Origin of the sequence: Paenibacillus polygoni (assembly GCF_030263935.1) — a bacterium.
In the GTDB taxonomy this organism is placed as follows: Bacteria; Bacillota; Bacilli; order Paenibacillales; family Paenibacillaceae; genus Paenibacillus; species Paenibacillus polygoni.
Genome location: NZ_CP127162.1, coordinates 2,739,861 through 2,763,448 on the forward strand (window position 1 = coordinate 2,739,861; position 23,588 = coordinate 2,763,448).

Below are 23,588 nucleotides of genomic sequence, written 5' to 3' on the forward strand. Positions count from 1 at the left end.
GCTCCCTTCTAATCCTTCATACCTGATGTCGCCATCGTCTGCATAACACTGCTCTGGGAAATAATGAAAAGCGTAATGGGTACAATCATCAGCAGCAGTGCAACGGCTGCTCCGACACCTGCTCTGGCGATACCGCCTTGGATAATCTGACCCAGCGCATAATGAAGTGTCTTCAAATTTTCGCTGTAGATAAAGCTTCCTCCGTCAGATCCCCATAGTGCTGGAAATTGCAAAATCATTAGTGTAAGCCAGGCCGGCTTCACATTCGGCATAATAATACTCCAAAAAATACGATATTCAGTTGCTCCGTCAATTTTTGCAGCTTCGATAAGTGCATCCGGAATCTGTTCCATGAACTGCTTCATTAAGAACAAGCCAAGCGGAAAAGCAAGAGACGGAATAATGATGGATGCATGTGTATTAATCCAGCCAAGCCAGGACATGACCATGTAGTTCGGAATGGCTGTAACATGTGCAGAGAACATCAGGGATAGAACAACAATAGAAAACAGTATTTTTGAACCGAAAAATCGGTGTTTCGCCAGCGGATAAGCAGCTGCAGAAGCGAGTAAAATATGTCCCACTGTTCCAATAATGGTAATCAGCAGTGTATTAGCGATATACCTCGTTAAAGGTACCCACGAATTTCCCATTAAGGACACCAAGTCATAGAAGTTATCCATCGTTGGATTGATAACAAAGAAACGAGGTGGAAAAATGAATATCTCATCCAGCGGTTTAAATGCGTTATTGATGGCATAAATAAGCGGTAATGCCATAAATGCGCCAAATAGTGCCAGGATGATGAACAACATAATGTTGACAGGTAAGGAACGGTTAAGTTTCTTCTGTGTTCGGAAAATATTTCTCATTTTTAATACCACGTCTATTCTCCCACCCTTCTAAGGAGTCTCTGCGTCAGCTTGTTCGAGCCAATCATTAAGAAGAACAAGACGGTTGCGATCGCTGAAGCATATCCCATCTCAAACCGAATGGTGCCATAGTCCATCAAATGCGTCACGACGGTATGAGCTGCATAGTTAACACTTGGGAAGCCTGCTAGAGCAATGGAGATATCTGCAACAGCAAAGGAGGCTGTGATTTGCATAACTGCCCCAAACATCAGCTGAGGTCTCATCGAAGGCAGAGTAATGTACCATAGTTCCTGCCACCGATTTTTAATGCCGTCTACTGCTCCTGCCTCTACGAGTGTTTTGTCAATCGTCTGCAGACCCGCAATAAATGCCAAGAAACTCGTGCCTAGACTGAGCCATAACTGAACGATCATTACAATGGCAAGGATATACTTCTCATCAAGCAGCCATTGAATAGGTTCTAGGATAAATCCCGCTTTCATTAAGAACCCATTCAAATAGCCGTAACTATCACCTGAAAAAATGATGAGCCATATAAAGAACACGTTTCCAGAAATCGAAGGTGCATAGAAAATGAGAGTCATGAACGCTCTGACCTTCGGTGATAATTCATTAATGATCCATGCAAATATAAAACAGGCTATATAACTGACTGGTCCTGTGATGACAGCGAACAGCAATGTGTTCTTTAAAGCAATCATGAAGATATCATCATTCAAAAACAGTCTGGCGTAGTTCTGCCAACCGACAAAACGCGGAAACTCCAACATGTTGAAATAGAAAAAACTGAGACCGAATGACAATACAACAGGTATTACCGTAAACAAGAAAAAGATGATCATGTATGGACTCATTAACAGGTAATAATGTTTGCTTCGATGAAATTCTTTCTTAATTCGTAACATTCGGCTTGGCCGTGTTGGATGGACGGCTTCTTTTATTGGCTGAACATTCGTTCTTGTCTGCACCTTTTCCCCACCCCCTTATTCATAAGGCAAATTGAATTCCTTTCGCTTGATCTCGATTTCATCGTTAATGTAAAGGATATAATCTGAGAATGCTTCCCGTGGATTCTGATTTGCGTTCACAACTTTACGGAAGGCATTATCCAGATGCCTGCCTGTAAAATAACCGCCAGGTACTTGCGGAATCCCTTGTACCCATTTCCACTGACTTTCCAGATTCTTATAATCCTTCACAGGCCAAGGAAGTTCTTCCAATGCTTCTGTATTGGCTGTTGGGTACCTTGCCGCCTCACCCATCAGACCTTCCATCTCTCTGCCGTAACTAATCTGAACATCTTTGTCTGTCCACCATTTCATAAATTCCCAAGCGGATTCCTTATCGTCCGCATTATTCAACATCATAACTCCTGTTGTATGACTCGCTACCTCGTGGTTCACCGATCCATCAGCAAGTTTAGATCCGGGTACAATCGTGAAATCCCAAAGTCCTTTTATTTCAGGAGCCATTACGGTCAGCATGTTGTAGGTGGTGTAATCAGCGATACCGATTGGCATTTCTCCTGTCCGGAATCGGTTAGGGAAATCCGCTTGCAGCGGGAACTTATAACTGGTATAGAATTGTGTCCACTTTTTAAATGCATCCATGGAGATGTCAGAATCAAGCGTGCTTCGCATCCCGTTATCTTGATAGAATTCTCCGCCATTTTGGTACAAGAGCATCGAAAAAGTCGCATTAGGTACAAGACTTGCGTTCGATGATTCCAGAGGTAAATAGAATTCCATATTATGTTTTTGCAGTACAGAAATCATATTGTAGATGTCCTGCCAGGTTTTTGGAGGTTCAAGTTCCAGTTCTTTTAATATATCTTTGCGATAAAATAACATAGGGAACGTCTGCTGCTCAGGAAGTGCATATACCCCTTCATCGTACATATACGGCGTGAGTCCACTTTCGCGGAACCGGGCAGCAACATCATCATAATCACCAAATTGGGTTAGATCCGCAGCAGCACCCCGCATTGCATAGTTCACTGGAAGGTCTTCACCAATCTGCATTGCAATGTCCGGTCCTTCATCTGCAAGAGTAGCCGGCAGCAAGATGTTGGAAGGAACAAGTCTAAGATTTACAGAGATGTCCGTCTCGGGGGTGAATGTATCGTCGATTAATGCTTTCAGTACCTGAGCCTGATCTCGCCCTGTAGTTACCCATACATCAAGGGAACGATTGCCTTCAGCAATATTACCAATACTGTCGTAATCCTCCGTATAGGAAGCAATATAAGCACCAATTTCGTGCTTTACTTCTTCAAAAAAGGTAGCTTCCGCTCTTGGTAGTTTCACGTCAGGTGACGAAACAACCATATAATCAAGAGAAAGCGGTTGTTCACGTACAGTCAGAATCCAGGTTCCAAGTCCGCCGACATTAATTTTGAATGAATCCAGTCGCTGCGCGATTGTCTCAGGACGCTGCATCATTTCTTTTAGCTGATATACCATCGCATAAAGAATAGCGACCTTATCACTCTTTTCTCCTGTCACTTTCTCTAGATAATCAGCTACATTTTGAATCGTCTCTGCTTGCTGTTCAAATACTTCTATCATATCTGGGATCCGCTTCTCGAGTTGATAATCACGATAAGGATCCGGTGTATTCGATGTAATCATCAGTATTTTTCGGTACATCTCATTCAGTTCCAGGACACTTGATTCAATTGTTCTTAGCAGCGGGGCAATTTCCCCAAGGGAGACGGTCATACGAATGTGGTGTTTCCCTTTTGTTAAGTGGAATAAATAAGGCTCTTCTCCACCAAGGACGTTCATCTGCCAATCACGATGAAATTTGAATCGAATTCGTTTCATTTCTTGGAATGGGTATTCCCCGTCAATCATTAAGCTTCTTGTTGCGTATATTCCGCGAAGTTGATCCTGTTTTTCTTTTAGCGCAATCTGATATAATCCGTCCTCAGGAACTTCAATTTCCCATTCTATCCATTGACCTGGGAGTTTCCAGTTCGTACCGCCGATTGAGTTGATTCGAATTTTTGATACATCATATGGAATTACGGTTGGACTCGAGCGGTCTGATATCGGAGCCAACGTTGGGGAAGACTTAAATGCCGCATCCTCAGCTTGAATCAGCATATATTGATCCTTTACTGGCGCTAGTCCAGCAGATGCATATTCACCGGTTACCTGCTCATATGTTTTCTGTCCTGACTGCTGATACAGTTCAATATAATCAATTGCCATCGGTTCTCTTAATGCGGTCAAAGAAATTTCTTGTTCACCGGATTCAAAATAAAACGAAAACGGTTCATCATAATAACCTTCTCGATCTGTTAAAGTGCCATATTGCCATGAAGGTTTCTCCACTTGTCTTGGACGAAGATCATTATTCCGATCATCTTGCTGGATTTCATCCATTTTATTTCCCCAGATTCGGTCAAATAAAAGAATTTCCGCACCTTTGAAAGGAACCTCTCCGTTAATTTCTAATTGCCTTTCAATAGCCGAGCTTTTCCCTTCGATCGGATAGTAATGTACTCTCACGTTATATAAACCTGCTTCCTCAATGGGCACAGACCAGGATATCGTTCCTTCTTCTGGTGTTAAGACAGCAGTCCCATCAAGTTCATATGGATGGTCCGCTATTTCGAATTTACCGCCTGTAGCGTTTACATAACTTTCCCCTTCAATTCGGACTACACGGTCAGGTCTTGCCGCACTCGTATGACGTTCTAGATATGCGGAATAACCGTTCTGATCATCTGAGCTCACGATCGCTTCGAAATCAGAAATCGGTTCGATCTTTTCGCTGGCCATGATGGATTTTAAAGGATAAAAAGAGCCTATAAATACGGCGCATAAACTACAAACGAGCAATGAAATGGCACATCGTTTCTTATAGATGTTCAACGCTTTCTCCCCTCCAGCTGCATGACGTAATAAATTGATCCACAGCCCCTCTAAACAAATGCTTAAAGGGGCTGGCAAGGATCAATATCTAACGTTTAATTGCCGTATACTTCGTCAATCGCTGCTTGAAAAGTTCCTTTGTACTTCTCAATTACGGTTGAAACAGAAACCCCGCTGTTCAGCTCTCCTTGGAAATCATAGAATTTCAGATTTGGAAACGTATGATGATCGAGCACGAGCATATTCGGTGCAACCATTTTTGCATTGTTCAGATCTTCTTCAGTTGAGAATACGGTTTCATATGAACTTTGATCTGGGTAATCATATACGGAATCGATATCGTTAATCTTTTCCCATATATACATTAACTGCTCCGGATTCTCTACAGATTTTGGAATGGTAAGGGCTTGGAAAAGTGCCTCTGCCGAATGGTATTCGGTTGCACTTGGACCTTTAGGGAAAGGGACGAAACCTATATCATAATCAGGCATATCCGTCTTCAAACCGTTAAGTTCATGCAGTGCACCGGCGTACATTAACGTATTTCCTTGACGAATAAACTGACCTGGTTCAGTCCAGTCTCCGCCTTCTGTTGGTCTTGTGATTTGCTCATTAGCGATACGGTTAACAAAGTTAAGAGATTCCACTGTTGCTGGATCGTCTAGATTCTGTTTTTCGCCTTTGGTAAGTGAAGTATTATTAGAATACAAAGCTTGCTCTAAAAGAGAATTATTTGCTAACCCCCATGTATCGAGCTTGCCATCGTTATTCGTATCTCTGTTTGCCTCTTTAGCAACTTGAATAAAAGTATCCCAGTTCCAATTGTCTTCATCTACGTAATCTTGAAGCGGTTTAATACCAAGTTGGTTCATTAGAGTACGGTTGTAGAAAATCCCCACGACAAGATTCGCCTGATTCTCAGTAAATCCATACCCTCTGCCTTCATAAGTGAAGTATTCGTTCGTTACCTTTTGATTAAAGGCAACAGGATTCTTCGTATATTCATCGATAGGCCAAAGCAAATCTTGTTTAACCAGAGCTGGAACCGCATATGTTTTACCAAGACGGACAATATCTCCAAGAGGCTCGCCTGCAAGGAGCGAAGCTGTCACCTTTTCTTGATACTCACCATAATCAACAGCCAAGTATTCCACTTTGAAATTATGTTTTTCCATTAATGCTTCGAGGTTTTTCTTACGCTGAATATTATCTGGGTTATCTTCGCCGATCGTCATATCCCACCAAGAAACGATTTTGATTGTTCTGCCACCCATATCAAAATCCATTTCCGGGGTGCTGTATACAGCCTCTTCATCTGTATTGCCATCTCCATCTGCATTCTCACCGCTGTCTACCTTACCTACATCTTCCGTTGGTGTATCATTCGTGTTGACCTCTTTCTCGTTGCCTGAGCCGCTGCTACAAGCTACAAGCAACACCATTATCATGAATAACACAATGATCGTTTTGCTGATCCGCATGATTCAATCCCCCTCTTGATTTATGAGCACAATCAAAGTGTAGCGCTTACATAATAAGGCAAACAACCTGCGATATACGTGTTTTAATACCCCTCAAAATATAGGTTCCCGAGCAGCATTCAGTCGTAATGTGAGAAGAAGTAAACAAAAGTTAGATAAATAAAGATATGCACATTGAGAACTTCCCAATATTTTTCCATAATGAAAGCGTAATCATTTTTACATAGAGAGGATCACATGATTCATAAATAAACACATGGGGGGCTATGATTATGTATAAGATCCTGTTCGTTGATTTACATCATCATTGGGATGCAAAAAGTCAAGATTTCTTTAATTGGAATAATCTCGGTTTCATATTAGAAGATTACACGAATGAATCCGATTCTGCTTTATCTCTCCTCAAATCAAAATGTTATTCTCTGCTGATCATCGATATTGTAAAATGCCCTGAACAAGGGATTACCCTATGCAAGCATGTACGTGCAATAAGTCCTGTTCCCATTATTCTTATTAGCGATAGTACTGACTTTCAGCTTGCTCGAAAAGCAATGCAGTATCAGGTCAGCGACTACTTACCTGCCCCAGTTTCCAGCGAAGATATGAGAATATGTCTACAGCTTATGAATCGAAAATTAAATGAAGAAAAAGCAGAGAATAAGAAAGCCAGTTTTGATATAGCGGATGATCTAGAAGAATCCGTTATTGATAAAGTGAAAGAATATGTGACCGAATCTCTTGGACAGAATATCACCTTAAAGGAAATATCGAGCACTTTACATTTTAACTATTCGTATTTAGGGCAAAAATTTAAATATCACGAGAATATGACCTTTAATGCCTATTTGTTGCAGCAACGTATGGAAAAAGCAAAGCAGCTTCTTGAGAAGACCGAAATGAAAGTATACGAAATTGCCAATGAAGTGGGATATTATGAAATGGATTGGTTTTATAAAAAGTTCAAGCTATACACGGGTGTGAGTGCCAACGAATATCGAAAAATGAAAATGGTCACTGCGTAACATGGTTGAACGAAACCCTTCTTTTTCCCATACAAAATAGCCGCTTACTTATCTTTAAGTAAGCGGCTATTTTCGCAGATATTTGGGTATTATTAGTTACTCAATCTTACTTCATCTTACTCAATCTCTTTCTTGATCTAACCAGACAACTTTGTCTCATTAGGAGGGTAAAGAACAATCCGCCCCTCCTCCATTTCAACACGAACTTTATTACTGTCCTTAAATTCTTCTGCATCGAGGTACCCCGCTGGGATCTGAAGTCTCCCCGCCTTGTCAATAACCGCATATTCGATATGACTGTCTGACATCTTTTGCTTTTCCTCTGCATCCAATAGAGCAAGTTCCTCCGAATAAGAGGTCCGCCGAATCATTTCTGCTGAGGTCTTACCATCACGAATTTGCACAACCCGGTCCACCTTCTGGGCTAAATGCGGATCATGTGTAACAATGACGACCGTAAGACCCGTAGACCGGTTAAGCGATCGAAATAGATCCAAGACTTGGTCTGATGTGCTCGTATCAAGCGACCCGGTGGGCTCATCTGCCAGCAGTAAACGCGGGTTATTTGCAAGTGCAATGGCGATGGCTACCCGCTGCTGTTCCCCACCAGACAGCTCGCTTAAGCGGTTTTTCATCCGTTTTTCCAGTCCAACCGCCGTGAGCAGTTCTATTGCACGCGCCCGGCTCCGCTTGCCGTGCAGCAGCATCGGCAGTTCCACATTCTCTATGGCTGATAAATACGGAATCAGGTTACGGGAGTTATTTTGCCATACGAACCCTACAGTCTCTCGTTTATACACTTTTAAATCTTTCTCTGTAAAAGAAAGCATGTCTTTACCATCTACAAATAGTTTGCCTGCTGAAGGCTTATCAAGCCCGCCAAGCATATTGAGCAGCGTAGATTTACCGCTGCCTGAATTGCCGATGATAGCCATAAGTTCGCCATCTTCTATCGTCATATCGAGTCCTTGAAGCGCAACGACTTCAAGTTCGGCCGTTTTATATATTTTTACAAGTCCTTCGCAGTATATCAAGGCTTACTCCTCTCCCAGTCTCAACGCCTCGGCAATTCGGGTACGTGATAAACGGAAACTGATTACGGTAAGTCCAATGATCAGCATACTTCCGATAATACCGTATACTTGTAAATAGTCGCTGAGCTGATAGGTGATTTGAAAAGGCGGTACCTGATCTGTAGTCGCAAATGACATTTCAAACAAAGGAACAAACCGTTCGCTTGTTACATTACCGATCATCACTCCTATGAGGACAGCAGCTACCGAAGTTAACATCTGCTCGCTGACAAGCATACCGATGATGTGCCGAAAAGGCATACCCATCGCCCTGAGCACTCCATATTGGAGCGATCTTCCCGCTAATGTCAATGTCCAGAACAGCAGAAAACCAAAGAAACAAATGAGCATAGAAATGACAAATCCAAGCGTCATTACTCCATTAATAGCCATACGGAAAGGGTCATTCACGGAACGAACCAGCTCTTGCGTCGCGTCCCGAAGGCTTGTAACGGGTACCTTACTCTGTTCCAACTGCGTATAGATCTCTTGGCTGGACACCCCGTCCTTCAGCTTGAGCCATACTTCATATGGCTCAATGGCCAGCCTGTTCTGAATGGTGCTTAGATGTCCGACAATCAGAAAGGGATCTGTCCCCTTACCTTCTGCATCACGACTAACAGCGAGCGGATTCCAACTTGGCCAGTAATCGATAATGCCATAGACGGTAAGCGGAATTTGATTGAGTCCATCCCAAGCAACACTGATGGTATCCCCCGGTTCAAGCTTCGCTTTATCCGCGAGCGAACGGGAGATGAGAACTGCTTTCGGATTTGGAGCAATCAGATTTAGATAGCTGTTTAATGGATAATCCATTAGTCCGTTCTTCATCCACGCTGTATTTCCAAATTCCAGCGTATTGATGCCTACGAGTTCTACCTTTCCTGATGTGCCGCTCTCTTTTGCACTAAAACGTGCTTCCTCTTTCCGAAACACTTTAGCTACTGACTCTGCACCTTCCAGTTCTTCGAATGGAGTAAAAGGAGGTTCCGTATACTGCACACGTCTTTGTTCGGTAAATTCACTATTCGCTGAACCCGTCTGAGCTGCTGAAGCCATATTGACAGGCGGTAGTGCATTACTTTCCCATTTGGACGTAATTACGATATCTGTTCCTACAGAATACTGGATTTTGCTATCTAGATTATCGTTAATCGTTCGAGCCGCATTTGCACTGAATATACCTGTTGCGACGGTCATGATTAGAAACACATTGATTGTTAGATACTGTCCGGAAGAGCGGCTAATCTGTACGAGTGAGCTATAAAGCGGCGGGGACCACCATTTCTTCCCTGATACGTAGATGATCCGAATCAGCCAAGGATATATCCGCAGCACAAGGAGTCCGCCGCCGAGAATGAATAAGGCAGGAATTAAAAACACGAGTGGATCCATTTGCAGTAATTCTGAATCCAGTGCCAACCGCTTTAAATCAGCCTGTCTTTTATTGAAATTATAAAGCAGATACAAAGAGATTCCGACTAAAAGGAAATCGATTCCCGCCTTATACCAGAATGGGGTATGAGCAAGCCGGGCACTCTGCTGCTTATGGCTGACGATACTTACTTTGGAAGCAAGAAACGCAGGAATTAAGATAAGCATAATGGCGCCTGACACAGCAATGACGGCAATTCGATAAGCATCACTTGATAAGCTGATTTCGAGAGCGGAACGCTGAACAAACTCGAGGAACCCGTTAGAAGCTCCAAGTATTTTAGTGAACCATACCCCAAGTATAGGACCGACAGCCAGTGCACTGATGCCTAGAAGTGTACTTTCGAGTACGTAAATACACATAATCTGAAAACGACTGGCACCTCTGCTTCGCAGTACAGCGATTTCCGTCTTCTGCCGATCAATTATAAGATTCGCAGACATATATATGTAGAATGCCAACATCATCATAACGGGAACATAGAGAGACAACATCATTAAGTCAAGCTTCTTTTGTTTCCCCTCATACGATGCTACCGTCTCGGTCGCTGGAATATTTACTTCTTCCACTCCAAGTTTCCCGCGAAAATAACGTTTCACGTCCGTAGCTGCTTTGGTGAACTGTCCTGTTTTCTCTACCGTTAGCTGTTCGTAGTTCAAGGCAAAACGCCATTCTAGTTCGGTAAGGCGGGCTTTTCCACCTTCGATAAATTCACGCTCAAATTGCTCGAAAGGTATCAGAAAACCATTTTCTTCGTCTGTTGTCAAATAGGGGAGATAGGGGTCCGCAGCCGGATCCGTTTCAATCAAACCAACAGGAATTACACGGAATGTACTACGATCTGCTTCCGGCGATACCATCAACAGTTCATCGCCAAGTCCGCGTTTTACTGACAAGAGAAACTTCTGTGTCACAAGCGCTTCAAATATACCGTCTTGCCGGTCCTGCGGCATGCGACCCTCAGTCAGTTTGACCCGTTTTTCCATATCAGATAAAGACTTGAAAATACCTGTTGTTTTCTGTATCTTCTTTTCCTGATCAGAAGCGTCGGCTCCATATACTTTCATCTTATGAGTCTTGCGCTGCTGGTAGGAAGACATCGCCTCAATTCCCGTTCGCTCCGGGATACTTGCAGCAAATTGATCAGCACGAGAGATCGCACTAGTCGTCTTCTCATCCATTACAGAAGAAGATACACTTGTACTAATGCGCATAAACCCAGGATATACACCGCTCTGATGCTGGATCTCCTGTAATTCCTTGGTCAATGTCCGCTGCAAAATGGCATCTGAATAGAGCGGCATAGAACTAAACAACGCCACACATATGGTTAGGCCAAACCACAAATTAAGCTGCAGCCATTTGTTACTTGCCATTTTGCGAAGGATCATCGTCCACAAAGCCATATGATCACCCCCTCCTTCCTGCCCTGAAAGTAGATACAAATTTTAATTATTTAAGATAACTTGCTGAGTTTCTTCGAGACCTTTCACAACCTCCACCTGTGTAGGTGTGGTAAGTCCAAGTTCCACATCGACTTCTTTCCGCTGGTCACCTTCAGCTACTTGAACATAACTGCGCCCCATGTAAGAGCGAATCGCAGACCTTGGAAGAAGGATTACGTTCTCACGGCTTTGTAGTTTTATGGTGAGTTCCGCGCTGTGACCGATTTTCACATCACTTGGTGCATCTTTCATGCCGATAATGATGGTCACTGAATTACGTTCCGACTTTGCTTCATCCGTCGTCTGAGGCGCTTCTGCAGGAGATTGTAACACCGTACCCTCATAATCCTTACCTTTGTATTTCAAACCTACCGGCATTCCAGTTTGGACTGATAGTAAATCTTTGGAATCAGAAGCGGTATAAATAAGCTTCATATCGGAAGGATCAGCAATCGTAATTATGGTTTGATAAGCGCTTACAATATCACCTGTGTTTAGTGTTTCCGTAAAGGTAACAATACCTGAGATCGGAGCATAAATTCTTGCTGCAGACAGTTTCTTCTCCATATTGTCCAGCTGCAATTCCTCTCGCTCCATATCAATTTCACGCAGTCGGAGTTCTGTTTTAACAAGACCGGATTGCTGCGCCTCTTTGTACAATAATCTCGCACGCTCAACGTTCAATTTCTGTAAACGGATTTGAAGATCGAGATCGTCTGTTTCCAGCTCCGCCAGTAATTCCCCGGCCTTTACCTCTTCTCCAACTTTCGCCTTCATAGACTTTAGACGTCCTCCGTTCTCTTTAAAGAACAGTGTCGCTGAGCTTGCCGAAACAAAATTGGCCGTTCCTCTTAAAGAAGTCTCGATATTGCCACGGGTCGCCTCCACAATATCAAGCTCTTCCTCGGCAGGCTGAACGAGCGGCGGCTGAAGACTTTCGTCTTCAACCGGAAGAAGAGAACAGCCTGTAAGAGTAAGCATGGCAGCGAGAAGAATGCTTACCTTTACATTTAGTTTTCTTTTATACGTACGATGATGCTTATATCGATTAGGGTACAATTTTGCCATCCTCCAATGCAATAACATAGTCAGCAAGCTCCATGATCCCCGGATCGTGTGTTGTTAAGACAATCGTCATTCCTGAATCTTGCACTAGATCCCGAAATACACGCATCACCTGCAAACCCATCTTGCTGTCCAGCTCAGCCGTGGGTTCATCAGCAATTAGAATGGCAGGCTCATGTGCGATCGCTCTTGCGATCGCCACGCGCTGCTGCTCACCGCCCGATAACTCCATAGGTCGATGTTTCATTCTATCCTTCATACCCACTCGCTCCAGTGCTCGTTCTGCAGCTTCTTGATTTCCTTTAACAGACTCGCCTGCAATGCGAAGACCAAATTCAACATTTTCATATGCTGACATAAGTGGGATCAGCCCAAATGATTGAAAGACGAGTCCAATTTCTTTACGGCGAAGCTTACTTCTTTCTGCTTCCGACAGTCCGGAAATTTGTTGTCCCTGTAGAATAACTTTTCCTTCTGTCGGTTCATCTAGAGCAGCAAGAATATTAAGAAGCGTAGTCTTTCCTGACCCCGATCTCCCTTGCAATGCCACCATGCTGTGAGCGGGTACAGATAGATGAATGTTATCTAGTGCGGTAACCACCATATTCCCCCGCCCAAACCTTCGATACACACCGACGGCTTCAAGGATCGGATCTCCGTAAGTTTTCCTATCCTGCTCTGTATGTGGCATGAGGCACCCCCTCTTTAAACTAGCGAATGAATTGCCATGCACCTAATTGAAACAGTTCTTTCTCTGATTCACCTTTAAATACAAAATAAATATCATGGATCCCTGTCACATTTGTAATTTCTGTACTGATCTCCTCCCAGCGCTCCACGCTTTCTGAAGGTGGTACGACAAGGGTTCCTAACAATTCACCATTTGGTTGATCCATCCGAATTTCAATTTCGCCTGCACTTGTTCCAGCCACCCAAGCTTTGATCGAAGAAGCACCTTCCGCAAAGTCTGCATTTGCTGCTGCAATCCAATCACCATCATGTATATTAGAAATGACAAGTTTATCGGAATGTCCGTCTTCATCTGCCACAGTAAAAGAGCGGACGTTTATTCCTGCATTCCATGCCATAGTTACCGCATCAACAAGATGAAATGGATTTAGCGTTTTAATTGGGTCCACACCCTTTAAATCTGCCGTAATCTCTTTTATATCCCCATTTTCAGTAAACTCGACTTGATTAAGATGTGTGGAACGGTATCCTTTAGGAACACCCATTGCAGCTGATAAAGTCTGAGCGTGATAAGCGATATACCATGTGTCTTGAAGTGAGAAGATGGCATGATGATTATTACCGCCTACGCCAAAAAAGTGACCTGGATTTTTCAGAATCGTATTTTGATAAGTCCAAGGCCCCATCGGATGATCACTTGTCATATATGCAATCTCTCCCGCCGGCGGACTCCCCTCAGGACGTGCTCCCGGATAGAAATTAGAACAATACGTGTAGTAGTACACCCCATTATATTTATGGATGCCCGCAGACTCGAACATAAAGGGAGCTTCTATTACTTTTGCCTCGCCAACAACACTAATCATATCTTCACCGAGCTGAATTACACGGGCGGTATTTGGCATCTCCGATTTTCCTTCGGGGATCCCTCCTCCATAATACAAGTACCCTGTTCCATCTTCATCGACCAGAACAGCCGGATCAAATAACCAAGTCACACCTGCAGCTGCCGGCATTTCCCGAGAAATAAGCGGTTTACCGATAGGGTCCACCCATGGCCCAGTCGGGCTGTCACTTGTCAAGACTCCAATTCCGCTTGCATTATTAGCAAAGTATAAGAAAAATTCGTCTTTTCCGTTGCGCTTTTTATGAGCTGCAGCGGGTGCCCAGGATTGTGTCGCCCATTTTGCAGCACCTTCTGCACCTGCCGCCTTAATTGCGCCGTGATCTGTCCAATTGATCAGATCTTCAGAAGAAATTACAGAAAGGGTATTGATTGTCCCATATGTATTCTCTTTTACATTTCCTTCCGTATCATGCTCCAGTACATCGTGAGTATTGTATAAATACACCCGTTCCTTATACACCAGTGCGTAGGGATCTGCACCGAATTTATGGGATACGACGGGGTTACCATTCCGAGGCAGCTTGCCAACCGCCTTCGCCTGTGCGTTATGACTGAACTTTACTTCATCACTTGTGTTCATTGTTTTCTTCATCTCCTCGTTAAGTAATCACACTCTCAGATTGCGATCTCCAGATCATGTGCAATCGGATTGCAACTTCCTTTTTATTCTCTCTAAAAAGTGTATCGCTTACATTTACGGGCAACAACCTGCCGAATCGTATATCCAGTACCTGTCTATTTCTAGTCCTCACACACAGGCAAAAAAGCCTGCAGCATCTGATAACTAACTGCAGACTTTCTTAAGGGGATCGCACCTTTTTAACTATTACGGCCAACCGCCGACTCTTTATACAAACTGTCACGATACTCTTGCGGCGTTATGCCGGTCATCTTTTTGAAAAATCGCGTGAATGAATGGGCTGCTTCGTAACCCACGGATATTGAAACATCCCGTACTTTTAATTCGTGATTACGAAGTAATTCCTTTGCTTTTCGAGTTCTACATTTATCAATATACTCTGATAGATTGATACCATACTCTTGTTTGAAGAATCTAGACAAATAAGATGGATTGAAAAAATGAAGCTCTGCTAACCGTACTAATGAGAGATCCTCGTTCAAATTATCCTCAATATATTGACAGATATGTTCGATAACCTGAGTCGCACGATCTCGTTCGTCTTTATTTTTATATTGAAAAATCATTTCTGCTATCTTCTTAAGATATAAGAATCCTTCTTTCATCGTGGCATGTCCATCGAGCTGCATCAATTTATTGATGTTACCCACATGACGGTGCATTCCCATCCGGTTAATATGCGAAAATAAAACAAGAGCGGCTGCGTAATATCCCTCAATCGCTTTATGAACTGAGCTGCTTGTCTGCAGCAAAGTAACTGACAATTCGTCTAGTTCTTCCATGAACTCCGCCGCTTTTCCACTTTCCAAATGTGCCTCTAATCGTTCAATTCGGTGACTTATATAAGTAACATCCTTTAGCACAAGTGTATCGGATGTTTCGGCTCGGTCTACTAAGATCATAGAAATCCCGTTTCCAATCTTGAGCTGTTGCAATTGACGAAGTCTCTCATATTGGGATGTTATTTGTGTCCAATCGCACGCCTGGCCGCTTAGTGTAAAATTGAGTGTTAAGCTCAGTGAAGACTGACACGCTTCTTGAATGAGCTCAAGTGTTCCCTCCATAAAGCGAATAAGATGAAAAGAATCTTGTTTCTCATCACTGGGTTGAAGCAACCATAATAGGTCCCCTTGCTTATCTAGCGTTCCTATACTAATGCTTTTCTCGGACATAAAGGAATCCCAGATCATTCTAACCGACGTGAGAAGTCTGTTTTTTTCTAAGTAACCCGTTCCTTCCTCAAAAAACAATCGACCAAGCGCTAATATAACAGGAGCTTTGGGATCTAAAGCAATCCTAAGTTCTTCAAAGTCTTGGGCTAGAATTTCTGTGCGATCCATGACGACGTGACTTTCTGTTAGCAGCTGTCTAATATAGCCCCCCTGCGCCATGAGCTGAAGCGTACCCCTTTGTTCCTGAGATTTTTCAATTAATTGACGGGTTTGAATATCTTGGTCCAGTTCCTGGACGACTTCAAGTATCGTCTGGGTTACCTTTTCATACCCTTCTGTTTTTAATAAATATCGTGCACTCGGCAGCTGAATCGCTTGATACGCGTAATCGAATTCACTAAAACCGGTCAAGAAGACAATTTTACATCTTGGCCAGTGTGTTTGAATTTCTTGACTCAAATCCAAACCGCTCATTCCGGGCATACGAATATCCGTAAGTACAATATCAATCCGGCTTCTGGACATCCACTTAAGAGCTTCTTTAGCGGAATATGCTTTGTAAATATCAAGTATGTCTGGTTTACATCGCTTCAGTACTTCATATAATCCGTCTGTAATAATCTCTTCATCGTCCACAATCAAGAGCCTATACAAGTGATCTCCTCCTCTGTCTTGATTCGTATAAGCACTTCAAGGCCATTCAGCTTGCTTTTTGCTAGAAATAATCCACTTCCTTCGCCAAACGTAAGTACAAGACGCCGATGAATATTCATCATTCCTGTAATTTCATAAGAGTCGGCTGTATGATGAAGATGTTCACGAAGTGATTCAAGTTCCGAATCCGTTATTGCATTTCCGTTATCTTCAATACGGATTAATATTTCACCGGGGCTCTTCTCGAAAGCAACATGAAGAATTCCGTCCTCTTCCATTTTCTCAAGACTGTGTTCATAGGCGTTTTCAATAATCGGTTGGACAATCAAACGCGGTACCCGTATACTTTCCATTTCTTTTGGCAGCTCATCAAAAAAAACGGTAATACGTCTTGAGAATCGCAAATTTTGGATTTCAGTGTACGTACGCGAATGTTTTATTTCCTCTGACAGCGCAACAAAATCTTCTCCGTTACGAGTAATAAAGCGGAAGTATTCCCCCAGCATATTTGTGAATTTCTCAATCCGATCTGCATCACCCATTCTTGAGAGTGTATTCAAAATAAAGAAGCTGTTATAAAGGAAATGCGGATTGATTTGAGATTGCAGCTGTTTCAGCTCTGCTTTTTGCATCATCATTTTTTGTTTGAAATCCTGATCGATGAGGGTTTGCAATTTACTTAACATATGATTAAAACGAGTATATAAATAACCAAACTCATCTTTACGTTCATGTTCGATGGGGCTGTCTAAAGAGCCTCCTTCCATACGCTTAAACCCTTGAATAAGTTTTAACAACGGTTGATGAATAATTCGGTACGAAGAGTAAGAAAAAACGACGATAGCAAGCAGAGATGTCATGATGAAGATCCATGCCCATTTAGAAAATGTACTCAGCGGCCGCTTTACTGTTTCCTCAGGCAAATACATAGCTACAGACAGTCCTGTTGCTTCCGAATACACTTTATTCATTTGAAACTTTTTATTTTTCAGTTTCATTACAACAGCATCATTACTTGAAGGAGAATTCTTAATAAAATCTTGAATGGCTAGATCTGCATCCTTATCCGTGCTGAGCACGAAACCAGCTGACTCTGACAATAACAATGAACCACTTTCCGGATATAAATTTACTTGTTCCAGGGACTTTAACAGTTTTTCTATATCAAGCTCAATCTGAACTGTAAAAAGCGGTTCTGCTCCTTTTCTTCCGCTTTCTTTAGAACCATTCAGATAAAGGGAATTATTCCATTTTATTAATCGATGATCACTTTCTTTAGCCCCGGAACGAAAGAAATGATACTGAACGATATCAAAATCCTGAATAGCTCCAGCCGTAGATAGCGTCTTCGTGATCGATGGAATGTGAATATAAATGTCTTTAATATAGGGACTGCTGTTCTGAACAGAAGTCATTCGTTGAATTAATCTGCTTAATTCAGATCTTCGATCTGCATTATCAATGAAGTCCCATGTTACCGAAAGTGTATTAAGCCCGCTGTCTTCCACCAAATCGAACAACTGAAGCTCAATCCATTCTACTTCCCGATCAAGGGTTCCTAAGTAATAATTCAATTGCTTGGAAGTCGCTCTTGATATGTCCTCGCTTGCATTTTTATAACTCCACTGATAGAGATACAATCCCAATACAATAATTGGAATGACAACGAAGAGGTACGTAAACACCAGACGTACAAATATTGAATTTCGTAGGGAAACAGCGGGAAATTTAAACAAACAAATGCCTCCGATACAGCAAGATGATAATAAACCTATTCTCATAAGAAGACATCTTATTTTCTCAGTTACATCCTCTCCCTTTTTACGTAGGAGGACGTTATGGTTTTTGCGCTAAAAACCACTGATTGACTTCTTCCGTTATCTGATCGCCGCCCAGCTTCTTCCACTGCTTGACAAAACGGTCAAATTCCTCAATAGGTCTGCCAAGTATAATGTCCATGTACACTTGAAGCTGAATTTCATTCAAAATGGACTGCTTTTCGATCATGGTTTCCGTTGGAGTGCCTACAAAACTTTCGTACAATAATTGATTATTTTTTTCGTATTGATCAATAATGGCCATAGCCCCTTGTTCACCATAGGTTCGTTCCCAGCCCCATCCGATTTCGATATTGCCGCTTCCCGATAGATACGTCGTAATATTTTTCTGGATTGCTTTGGCCTCTTCATTCAGTTTAGACTGATCCCCTGTAATGCGGGCTTCCTTCAATTGTTGAAAAGCCTCCATGTTTTTCCTTGCTGGGTAGGGTGTTATAGGAGAAAGCTGCCACACAGGATAGGGAGAGCTATAGTATTTTTCGTATTCTGCTGTTTCTCCCCAGTTCTTTTCTAAATGCAAGTTAAACATCTTGATGATCGCTTCAGGATGCTGGACGCCTCTTTTTACAGCAATAAAATGAGTCGTATTGAACTTTAACGGAACTTTTGGTGCTTTTCCGGACACAGAAACGATAGGAAACGCTCGCCAATCCGCATTTGAATCACTCTCCCGGCTCACTTGAGCAAGAAACGACCCCCACTGTTCTCCGTATAACATTCCTATTTTTCCCTTGGCCACTTGTTCTTTGGCTTTGATCCCATTTTTCATGGCAAATTCACTATCCAAATATCCATTGCGATACATATTTTGCAGGGACAACAAAGCCGATTTGACCTCAGGCTGAATCCCTCCATACGTAAGTTTTCCTGAATCATCGTGAATCCACATCATTGGGAAAGCATCATAACCTGCCATAAAAGAGGTGAGCCCCATAACGGGATCCCATAAATACTGGGTTGCTGCCAGCCCAAATGTGTCATTTTGACCATTCTGATCAGGGTCTTGCTCTGTAAACGCTTTCGCAATTGCAATCAGTTCATCCATCGTCTGTGGCGGTTTCAGATTCAGTCTCTCAAGCCAATCGATACGAATCCAAAGTACCTGTGCAGTCTCAATAGAAGAATTCGTTTCGGGTATACCCATCAATTTTCTATCTATGGTGGCTGCTTCAAAAGGCCCTGAACCCTCTTGACTCAAAATCTCTTTGGTCAGCGGAGTCGCATACGTATCAAATACGTTCGTCAAATCTTGAATATATCCCGCATTACTTAACAGTCTCAACTGCTCAGCATCCACTCGTACCACATCAGGGATATTACCTGAAGAAAGATCAACACTAAATTTTTGTGCGTATAAGTCTCCTCTAGCAGTCCAATCGTACGTAATTTGGATTCCTAAAACTTCTTCGTAAAGCCTACTCCAAGTGTTATCGTTTAGTGTTTGTCCTGGCAAACTTTTAATTAGATCATCAAGCTGTGCACTCATTTCTCTTACAAAAGAGACCTGGATGGGCGGGTCGTACTTTTGTAGTCCCAACTCTTCATATTCAATTCTTGCAGTATTGTCATTAGCAATTGGATCAGAAACTTTGTTTACTTCGTTGTTAGGACTACAGGCATATAGCAACTGAAAACTAAGGAACACTGTAAGCGCAATACTCATCTTATTCATTACGCATAACCGCACGGACAGACCCCACTTTACTAGTTATATAGAAATGACGAGTTGCATTATGATAACGATCATGAACAGCCTTGATGTTGGCATATTGTATATTTTTCTATAATATTACCAACTCCTTACATATTCTATGATTATCGCATAGGTTTTCTTTGTCTACAATGGTATTTCTTCATTTATGAATACAAAAAACCGGAGATTGTCTCTTCCTTTACAGAAGTTACGGTCTCTCCGGTTTACATTTATCTGTTTTGAACTCTTACTTCTTACTTCTTACTTCTTATTTATTGGGATGGATATAGCCTTATTATGTTTTTCGATATAATCAAATTCGTCTAGTAAGAGGAAATCTGGTTTATCTGAAGTTTTAAAAGAATACGTCTGCTCCCATAAGATATTCCCATTTTTCAGGTCCCATGGACGGGAATTAGAAATGGATGATACGGGTATTACTTTATCCCCTGCTTGCACGGATAGATTGTCTGTTTTAAGGAACGTGAATTGTTTTCTAGCGATGACGATATCATAACCCGTATCTGTTTTAGTTACGCTTCGAATCCATATTTTTTCACTGCCTAGTTTAATAGATTGATCCGATGGAGAGGCAAGAGATATCGGTTCTTCTACTTTTTGTTTTCCTGGAAAACTTTCAAGGACCAGTTCAATGGTTTCTACTTTCTCGGTAGGAATCACATCATATTCGAGAACAAATCCAATTCCTTCTCCCGATCCACTCTCTGAGTCCCCACGCAATCCCCATTGATGTAATTCTATTTCATTCACATAGAGCTTTGTTGTGCCTGAAAATCTAGGTGAACCTTCAATATCCAATTCATAATGCCCCTTCACGATTGTTGAAGTTGGTGTAGCAGTTATGGAGTCATAATAGACAGCTCCCTGATCGACTGATACTGATTTTGAGATATCCTCTTTAACTATACTCTTCATCGCTTTGTTCGCTTCGTATTTAAAAGATATTGGATAAGTTACCCTCTTTCCATCATTCATCCATTCGTAAAAAGTAACGGTTAAAGTTCTTGAGAAGGGACTAACAGGCTCGAATTCTAGCCTTCCCTCGTAATGGATTTCGTCTTCGCTAGGATTACCGCCACCCCCCCGTGTTTTGGAATCCGTCATAAAACCTTTAATATCTTCGACATTATAACGATACGAACCATTGTCATCATACACGGAACCTTCAAGACGATCGATACTGTAATACATTAAAAATGCATTATCGTCTGCAATAACCCCTTCAATAGTAATGACCGTTCCATCATCTAATGTTGTGCTTTTATTGACCGTTTGCCCATATCCTCTCTCCGCTACTTCACTAAAGCTAAGAGAATTCAGTTCCATTTTATTAAGCAACATCCCCCCGTAGTAAGCAAATGCAGAATAATGATATGATCCGAAAATCAGAAGGAGAGCAGCAGCGGATGAGGCAAACCATGTCATCGTTTTATTTCTTTTCTTTTTCTTAACAGGCACATGTTCAAGTGCCCTTCGAAGTCTACTCTCAAGTTCTGATGGAGCTTTTATCATATGCGAGGTCTGTTTGTGTTTTTCTAATTGTTCCTCGATTATTGTCATCACGCTCACCTCCGATCATAAGTTTTAATTTCTTCATTCCTACTGAAATTCTTGATTTGGTTGTACCCAGCGGAACACCGGTCATGTCCGCGATGGTCTGATAGGAAAGATCATGAACATAACGAAGTTCTATGGCTTCTCGCTGAGGGCCTTCTAAATGAGATAACAACACCTGCATATCCATCTCCGACTCTGTATCGCGATATGGTGAGTCATGGGTAAAAACGGAATACGCTGATTCCTCATCGTCCTCAAGTAACAGGTAACGTTCTTTTTTGCGTAGTAACGTTTTGCATCGATTTACAAGAATGGTTTTGCTCCAGGTGTAGAACGCTTCTCCTTTATGCAGTTGATCGATCTTTTCATAGAGTGTAACAATCATATCTTCCATTGCATCCATCGCATCATGTTCATTCCCCATGTATGTATAGGCAAGACGATAATAAGCGTCCTGATCAGCTAGGATTAATTGTAATAGCGCTTCTTTATTGCCTTTTTTGGCTTGTTTGACAAGACGACTTATTTTCATGTTCTCCCCCCTTTCATAGATAAGAGATTGCAGAAGCTGAAAAAGTTCATTTTACACAAAAATACTTTTCATTTTCTTTTTCAGAAGAAATAATGGCTTTCTAAAATTTGCTATAGAGTCTTATAAAGGCAAACGAAAAACCAGCCCTCCGCTGGATCATAGGGACTGGTTTATTAAAAGATCGCTTTGAATAAAACGATAACAGCATTGAATAGATAGATTGTAATTGTCATTCCCGCTGTATTGATCAATACATTCTTCCAATTTATTTTTTCATCTTTCTTCATAAATTCAAGTATGATGATAAAACACAATAAAGATAAGGCTACTCCGATAAGCCCATATTCATTAACAATAAGAAAGTCTCGGGAATCAAACTCATCCACAATTTTTAGCACCTCTCGCTCTATTTTACATTATTATCCATATTAATCTATTTAACTCCAGCCGTCTATGTATTACTTCTTATTTCTTCTTAAAAAAATGTACGTTCTTCATGGTAATTCCCTTGTTCTATGTTAGCGCTTATAGAATACTCTTATAACCAGGATTATGCGTAAAGGTGCATACCTGCATATAACCTCAGTGGACCGACGTAAGGTCGGACCAAACAACCTACACTAGAAAGGGTGGAATTTATTGAAAAAAGTTTTAGGTTTGTTTCTGTCTTTTGTCATGATTTCCGTGTTTTATGTCACTCAGCCAGTTTCGGTGTCAGCCGCATCGCCAATTGTAGTCAACACAACGATTATCGTACCCGAAGGCCAAACTTTTGACGGCAGCGATAAAACCTATGTGGCTAATCCAAGTACCCTGGGAGACGGCGGTCAGGGAGAGAACCAAAAACCGATTTTCAGACTTGAGAAGAATGCTACCTTGAAAAATGTAATCATAGGCGCTCCTGGAGCTGATGGGGTGCACTGTTATGGAAACGCTACAATATCCAATGTGACATGGCTAGATGTAGGCGAGGATGCACTGACGCTCAAAGCATCAGGCACGGTCAATATTACAGGGGGCGGTGCATATAAAGCTTACGACAAAGTGTTCCAGGCCAATGCTTCCGGTACAATCAACATTAAGAACTTTAGAGCTGATGACATCGGTAAGCTGGCACGTCAGAACGGAGGAACTACTTATGCGGTGAATTTCACACTGGATAGTTCTAACATTTCCAATGTGAAGGACTCCATCTTCCGTACGGACAGCAGCAGCAGTGCTGCTAAAATAACAAATACACGTTATCATAATGTGCCAACCTTGTTCAAAGGATATGCCGCTGGTAAAACTACGCAATCAGGTAATACCCAGTATTGAAACAGCTATGATGCCGAAACACTCCAGCCCCATTCACTTAAAGCCTTCTGTTATAACCTATGATAACACTCGCAAACGTCGGGATATAGGTATTGAATAGGTATACTCAAGCGTTACACTAACCAAGCAGTTCCCCAGCCAAAATGAAGGGAAGCTTCTTCATAGCACTCTTCAAAATGTACGCTACAATAAAATAAAGAGGGCAGCCCTCATGGTGAGTGGCTGCCTTCTTTGACGTAATGTTAGCAACTAACTGCGTAATAGCGTAATAATATGCTCAGTATAATGTA

At 42.0% G+C, this 23,588-nt stretch carries 17 protein-coding genes; 2 read left to right on the top strand and 15 right to left on the bottom strand.

The genetic code is table 11. The features are described 5' to 3' along the window. Positions 1-8 precede the first annotated feature (8 nt). From QPK24_RS13245 to QPK24_RS13260, 4 genes are all read right to left on the bottom strand, one after another. A complete protein-coding gene (locus QPK24_RS13245; RefSeq protein WP_285749307.1) occupies positions 9-872 on the bottom strand; it encodes a carbohydrate ABC transporter permease in 864 nt (287 codons plus the stop codon). 14 nt (positions 873-886) lie between these two features. Then, positions 887-1,780 carry a carbohydrate ABC transporter permease gene (locus QPK24_RS13250; protein ID WP_285749309.1) on the bottom strand — a complete coding sequence of 298 codons (894 nt, stop codon included), beginning with the start codon at positions 1,778-1,780 and terminating at the stop codon, positions 887-889. 78 nt (positions 1,781-1,858) lie between these two features. Continuing rightward, positions 1,859-4,663 carry an extracellular solute-binding protein gene (locus tag QPK24_RS13255; RefSeq protein WP_407083023.1) on the bottom strand — a complete coding sequence of 935 codons (2,805 nt, stop codon included), beginning with the start codon at positions 4,661-4,663 and terminating at the stop codon, positions 1,859-1,861. Positions 4,664-4,851: 188 nt separating this feature from the next. Then, a complete protein-coding gene (locus tag QPK24_RS13260; RefSeq protein ID WP_285741766.1) occupies positions 4,852-6,237 on the bottom strand; it encodes an ABC transporter substrate-binding protein in 1,386 nt (461 codons plus the stop codon). A 272-nt stretch (positions 6,238-6,509) separates the two neighbouring features. Here QPK24_RS13260 and QPK24_RS13265 point away from each other — a divergent pair, with 272 nt between their 5' ends. Next, positions 6,510-7,259, top strand: a complete 750-nt coding sequence (locus QPK24_RS13265; protein ID WP_285741768.1) for a helix-turn-helix domain-containing protein — start codon at positions 6,510-6,512, stop codon at positions 7,257-7,259. Between the two features lie 137 nt (positions 7,260-7,396). On the opposite strand, the gene QPK24_RS13270 is transcribed toward QPK24_RS13265, so the two are convergent. From QPK24_RS13270 to QPK24_RS13320, 11 genes are all read right to left on the bottom strand, one after another. After that, positions 7,397-8,293 (bottom strand): ABC transporter ATP-binding protein, encoded by an 897-nt coding sequence (locus QPK24_RS13270; RefSeq protein ID WP_285741771.1) that lies wholly within the window; start codon positions 8,291-8,293, stop codon positions 7,397-7,399. A gap of 3 nt (positions 8,294-8,296) precedes the next feature. Beyond that, on the bottom strand, positions 8,297-11,173 hold the full coding sequence (locus tag QPK24_RS13275) for an ABC transporter permease (RefSeq protein ID WP_285741773.1): 2,877 nt from the start codon (positions 11,171-11,173) through the stop codon (positions 8,297-8,299). A gap of 42 nt (positions 11,174-11,215) precedes the next feature. Beyond that, on the bottom strand, positions 11,216-12,280 hold the full coding sequence (locus QPK24_RS13280; RefSeq protein ID WP_285741775.1) for an efflux RND transporter periplasmic adaptor subunit: 1,065 nt from the start codon (positions 12,278-12,280) through the stop codon (positions 11,216-11,218). Then, a complete protein-coding gene (locus QPK24_RS13285; RefSeq protein ID WP_285741778.1) occupies positions 12,261-12,968 on the bottom strand; it encodes an ABC transporter ATP-binding protein in 708 nt (235 codons plus the stop codon). Before QPK24_RS13285 ends, QPK24_RS13280 begins: the two co-directional genes overlap by 20 nt. 19 nt (positions 12,969-12,987) lie before the next feature. Further along, positions 12,988-14,454, bottom strand: coding sequence for a glycoside hydrolase family 43 protein (locus QPK24_RS13290; RefSeq protein ID WP_285741780.1), 1,467 nt, complete (start codon positions 14,452-14,454; stop codon positions 12,988-12,990). Positions 14,455-14,693: 239 nt separating this feature from the next. Further along, positions 14,694-16,340 (bottom strand): response regulator transcription factor, encoded by a 1,647-nt coding sequence (locus tag QPK24_RS13295; protein ID WP_285741782.1) that lies wholly within the window; start codon positions 16,338-16,340, stop codon positions 14,694-14,696. Further along, positions 16,325-18,076 carry a sensor histidine kinase gene (locus tag QPK24_RS13300; RefSeq protein ID WP_285741784.1) on the bottom strand — a complete coding sequence of 584 codons (1,752 nt, stop codon included), beginning with the start codon at positions 18,074-18,076 and terminating at the stop codon, positions 16,325-16,327. Before QPK24_RS13300 ends, QPK24_RS13295 begins: the two co-directional genes overlap by 16 nt. Before the next feature lie 100 nt (positions 18,077-18,176). After that, positions 18,177-19,850, bottom strand: coding sequence for an extracellular solute-binding protein (locus QPK24_RS13305; protein ID WP_285741786.1), 1,674 nt, complete (start codon positions 19,848-19,850; stop codon positions 18,177-18,179). 282 nt (positions 19,851-20,132) lie between these two features. After that, positions 20,133-21,452 (bottom strand): DUF4179 domain-containing protein, encoded by a 1,320-nt coding sequence (locus QPK24_RS13310; protein WP_285741788.1) that lies wholly within the window; start codon positions 21,450-21,452, stop codon positions 20,133-20,135. Then, positions 21,379-21,981: a sigma-70 family RNA polymerase sigma factor gene (locus QPK24_RS13315; protein WP_285741790.1), complete on the bottom strand. Its 603-nt coding sequence runs from the start codon at positions 21,979-21,981 to the stop codon at positions 21,379-21,381. Before QPK24_RS13315 ends, QPK24_RS13310 begins: the two co-directional genes overlap by 74 nt. Before the next feature lie 173 nt (positions 21,982-22,154). Next, positions 22,155-22,367, bottom strand: coding sequence for a hypothetical protein (locus QPK24_RS13320; RefSeq protein ID WP_285741792.1), 213 nt, complete (start codon positions 22,365-22,367; stop codon positions 22,155-22,157). 253 nt (positions 22,368-22,620) lie between these two features. Between QPK24_RS13320 and QPK24_RS13325 the strand changes: the two genes are divergently transcribed. Next, positions 22,621-23,298, top strand: a complete 678-nt coding sequence (locus QPK24_RS13325) for a pectate lyase (protein ID WP_285741794.1) — start codon at positions 22,621-22,623, stop codon at positions 23,296-23,298. Positions 23,299-23,588 lie beyond the last annotated feature (290 nt).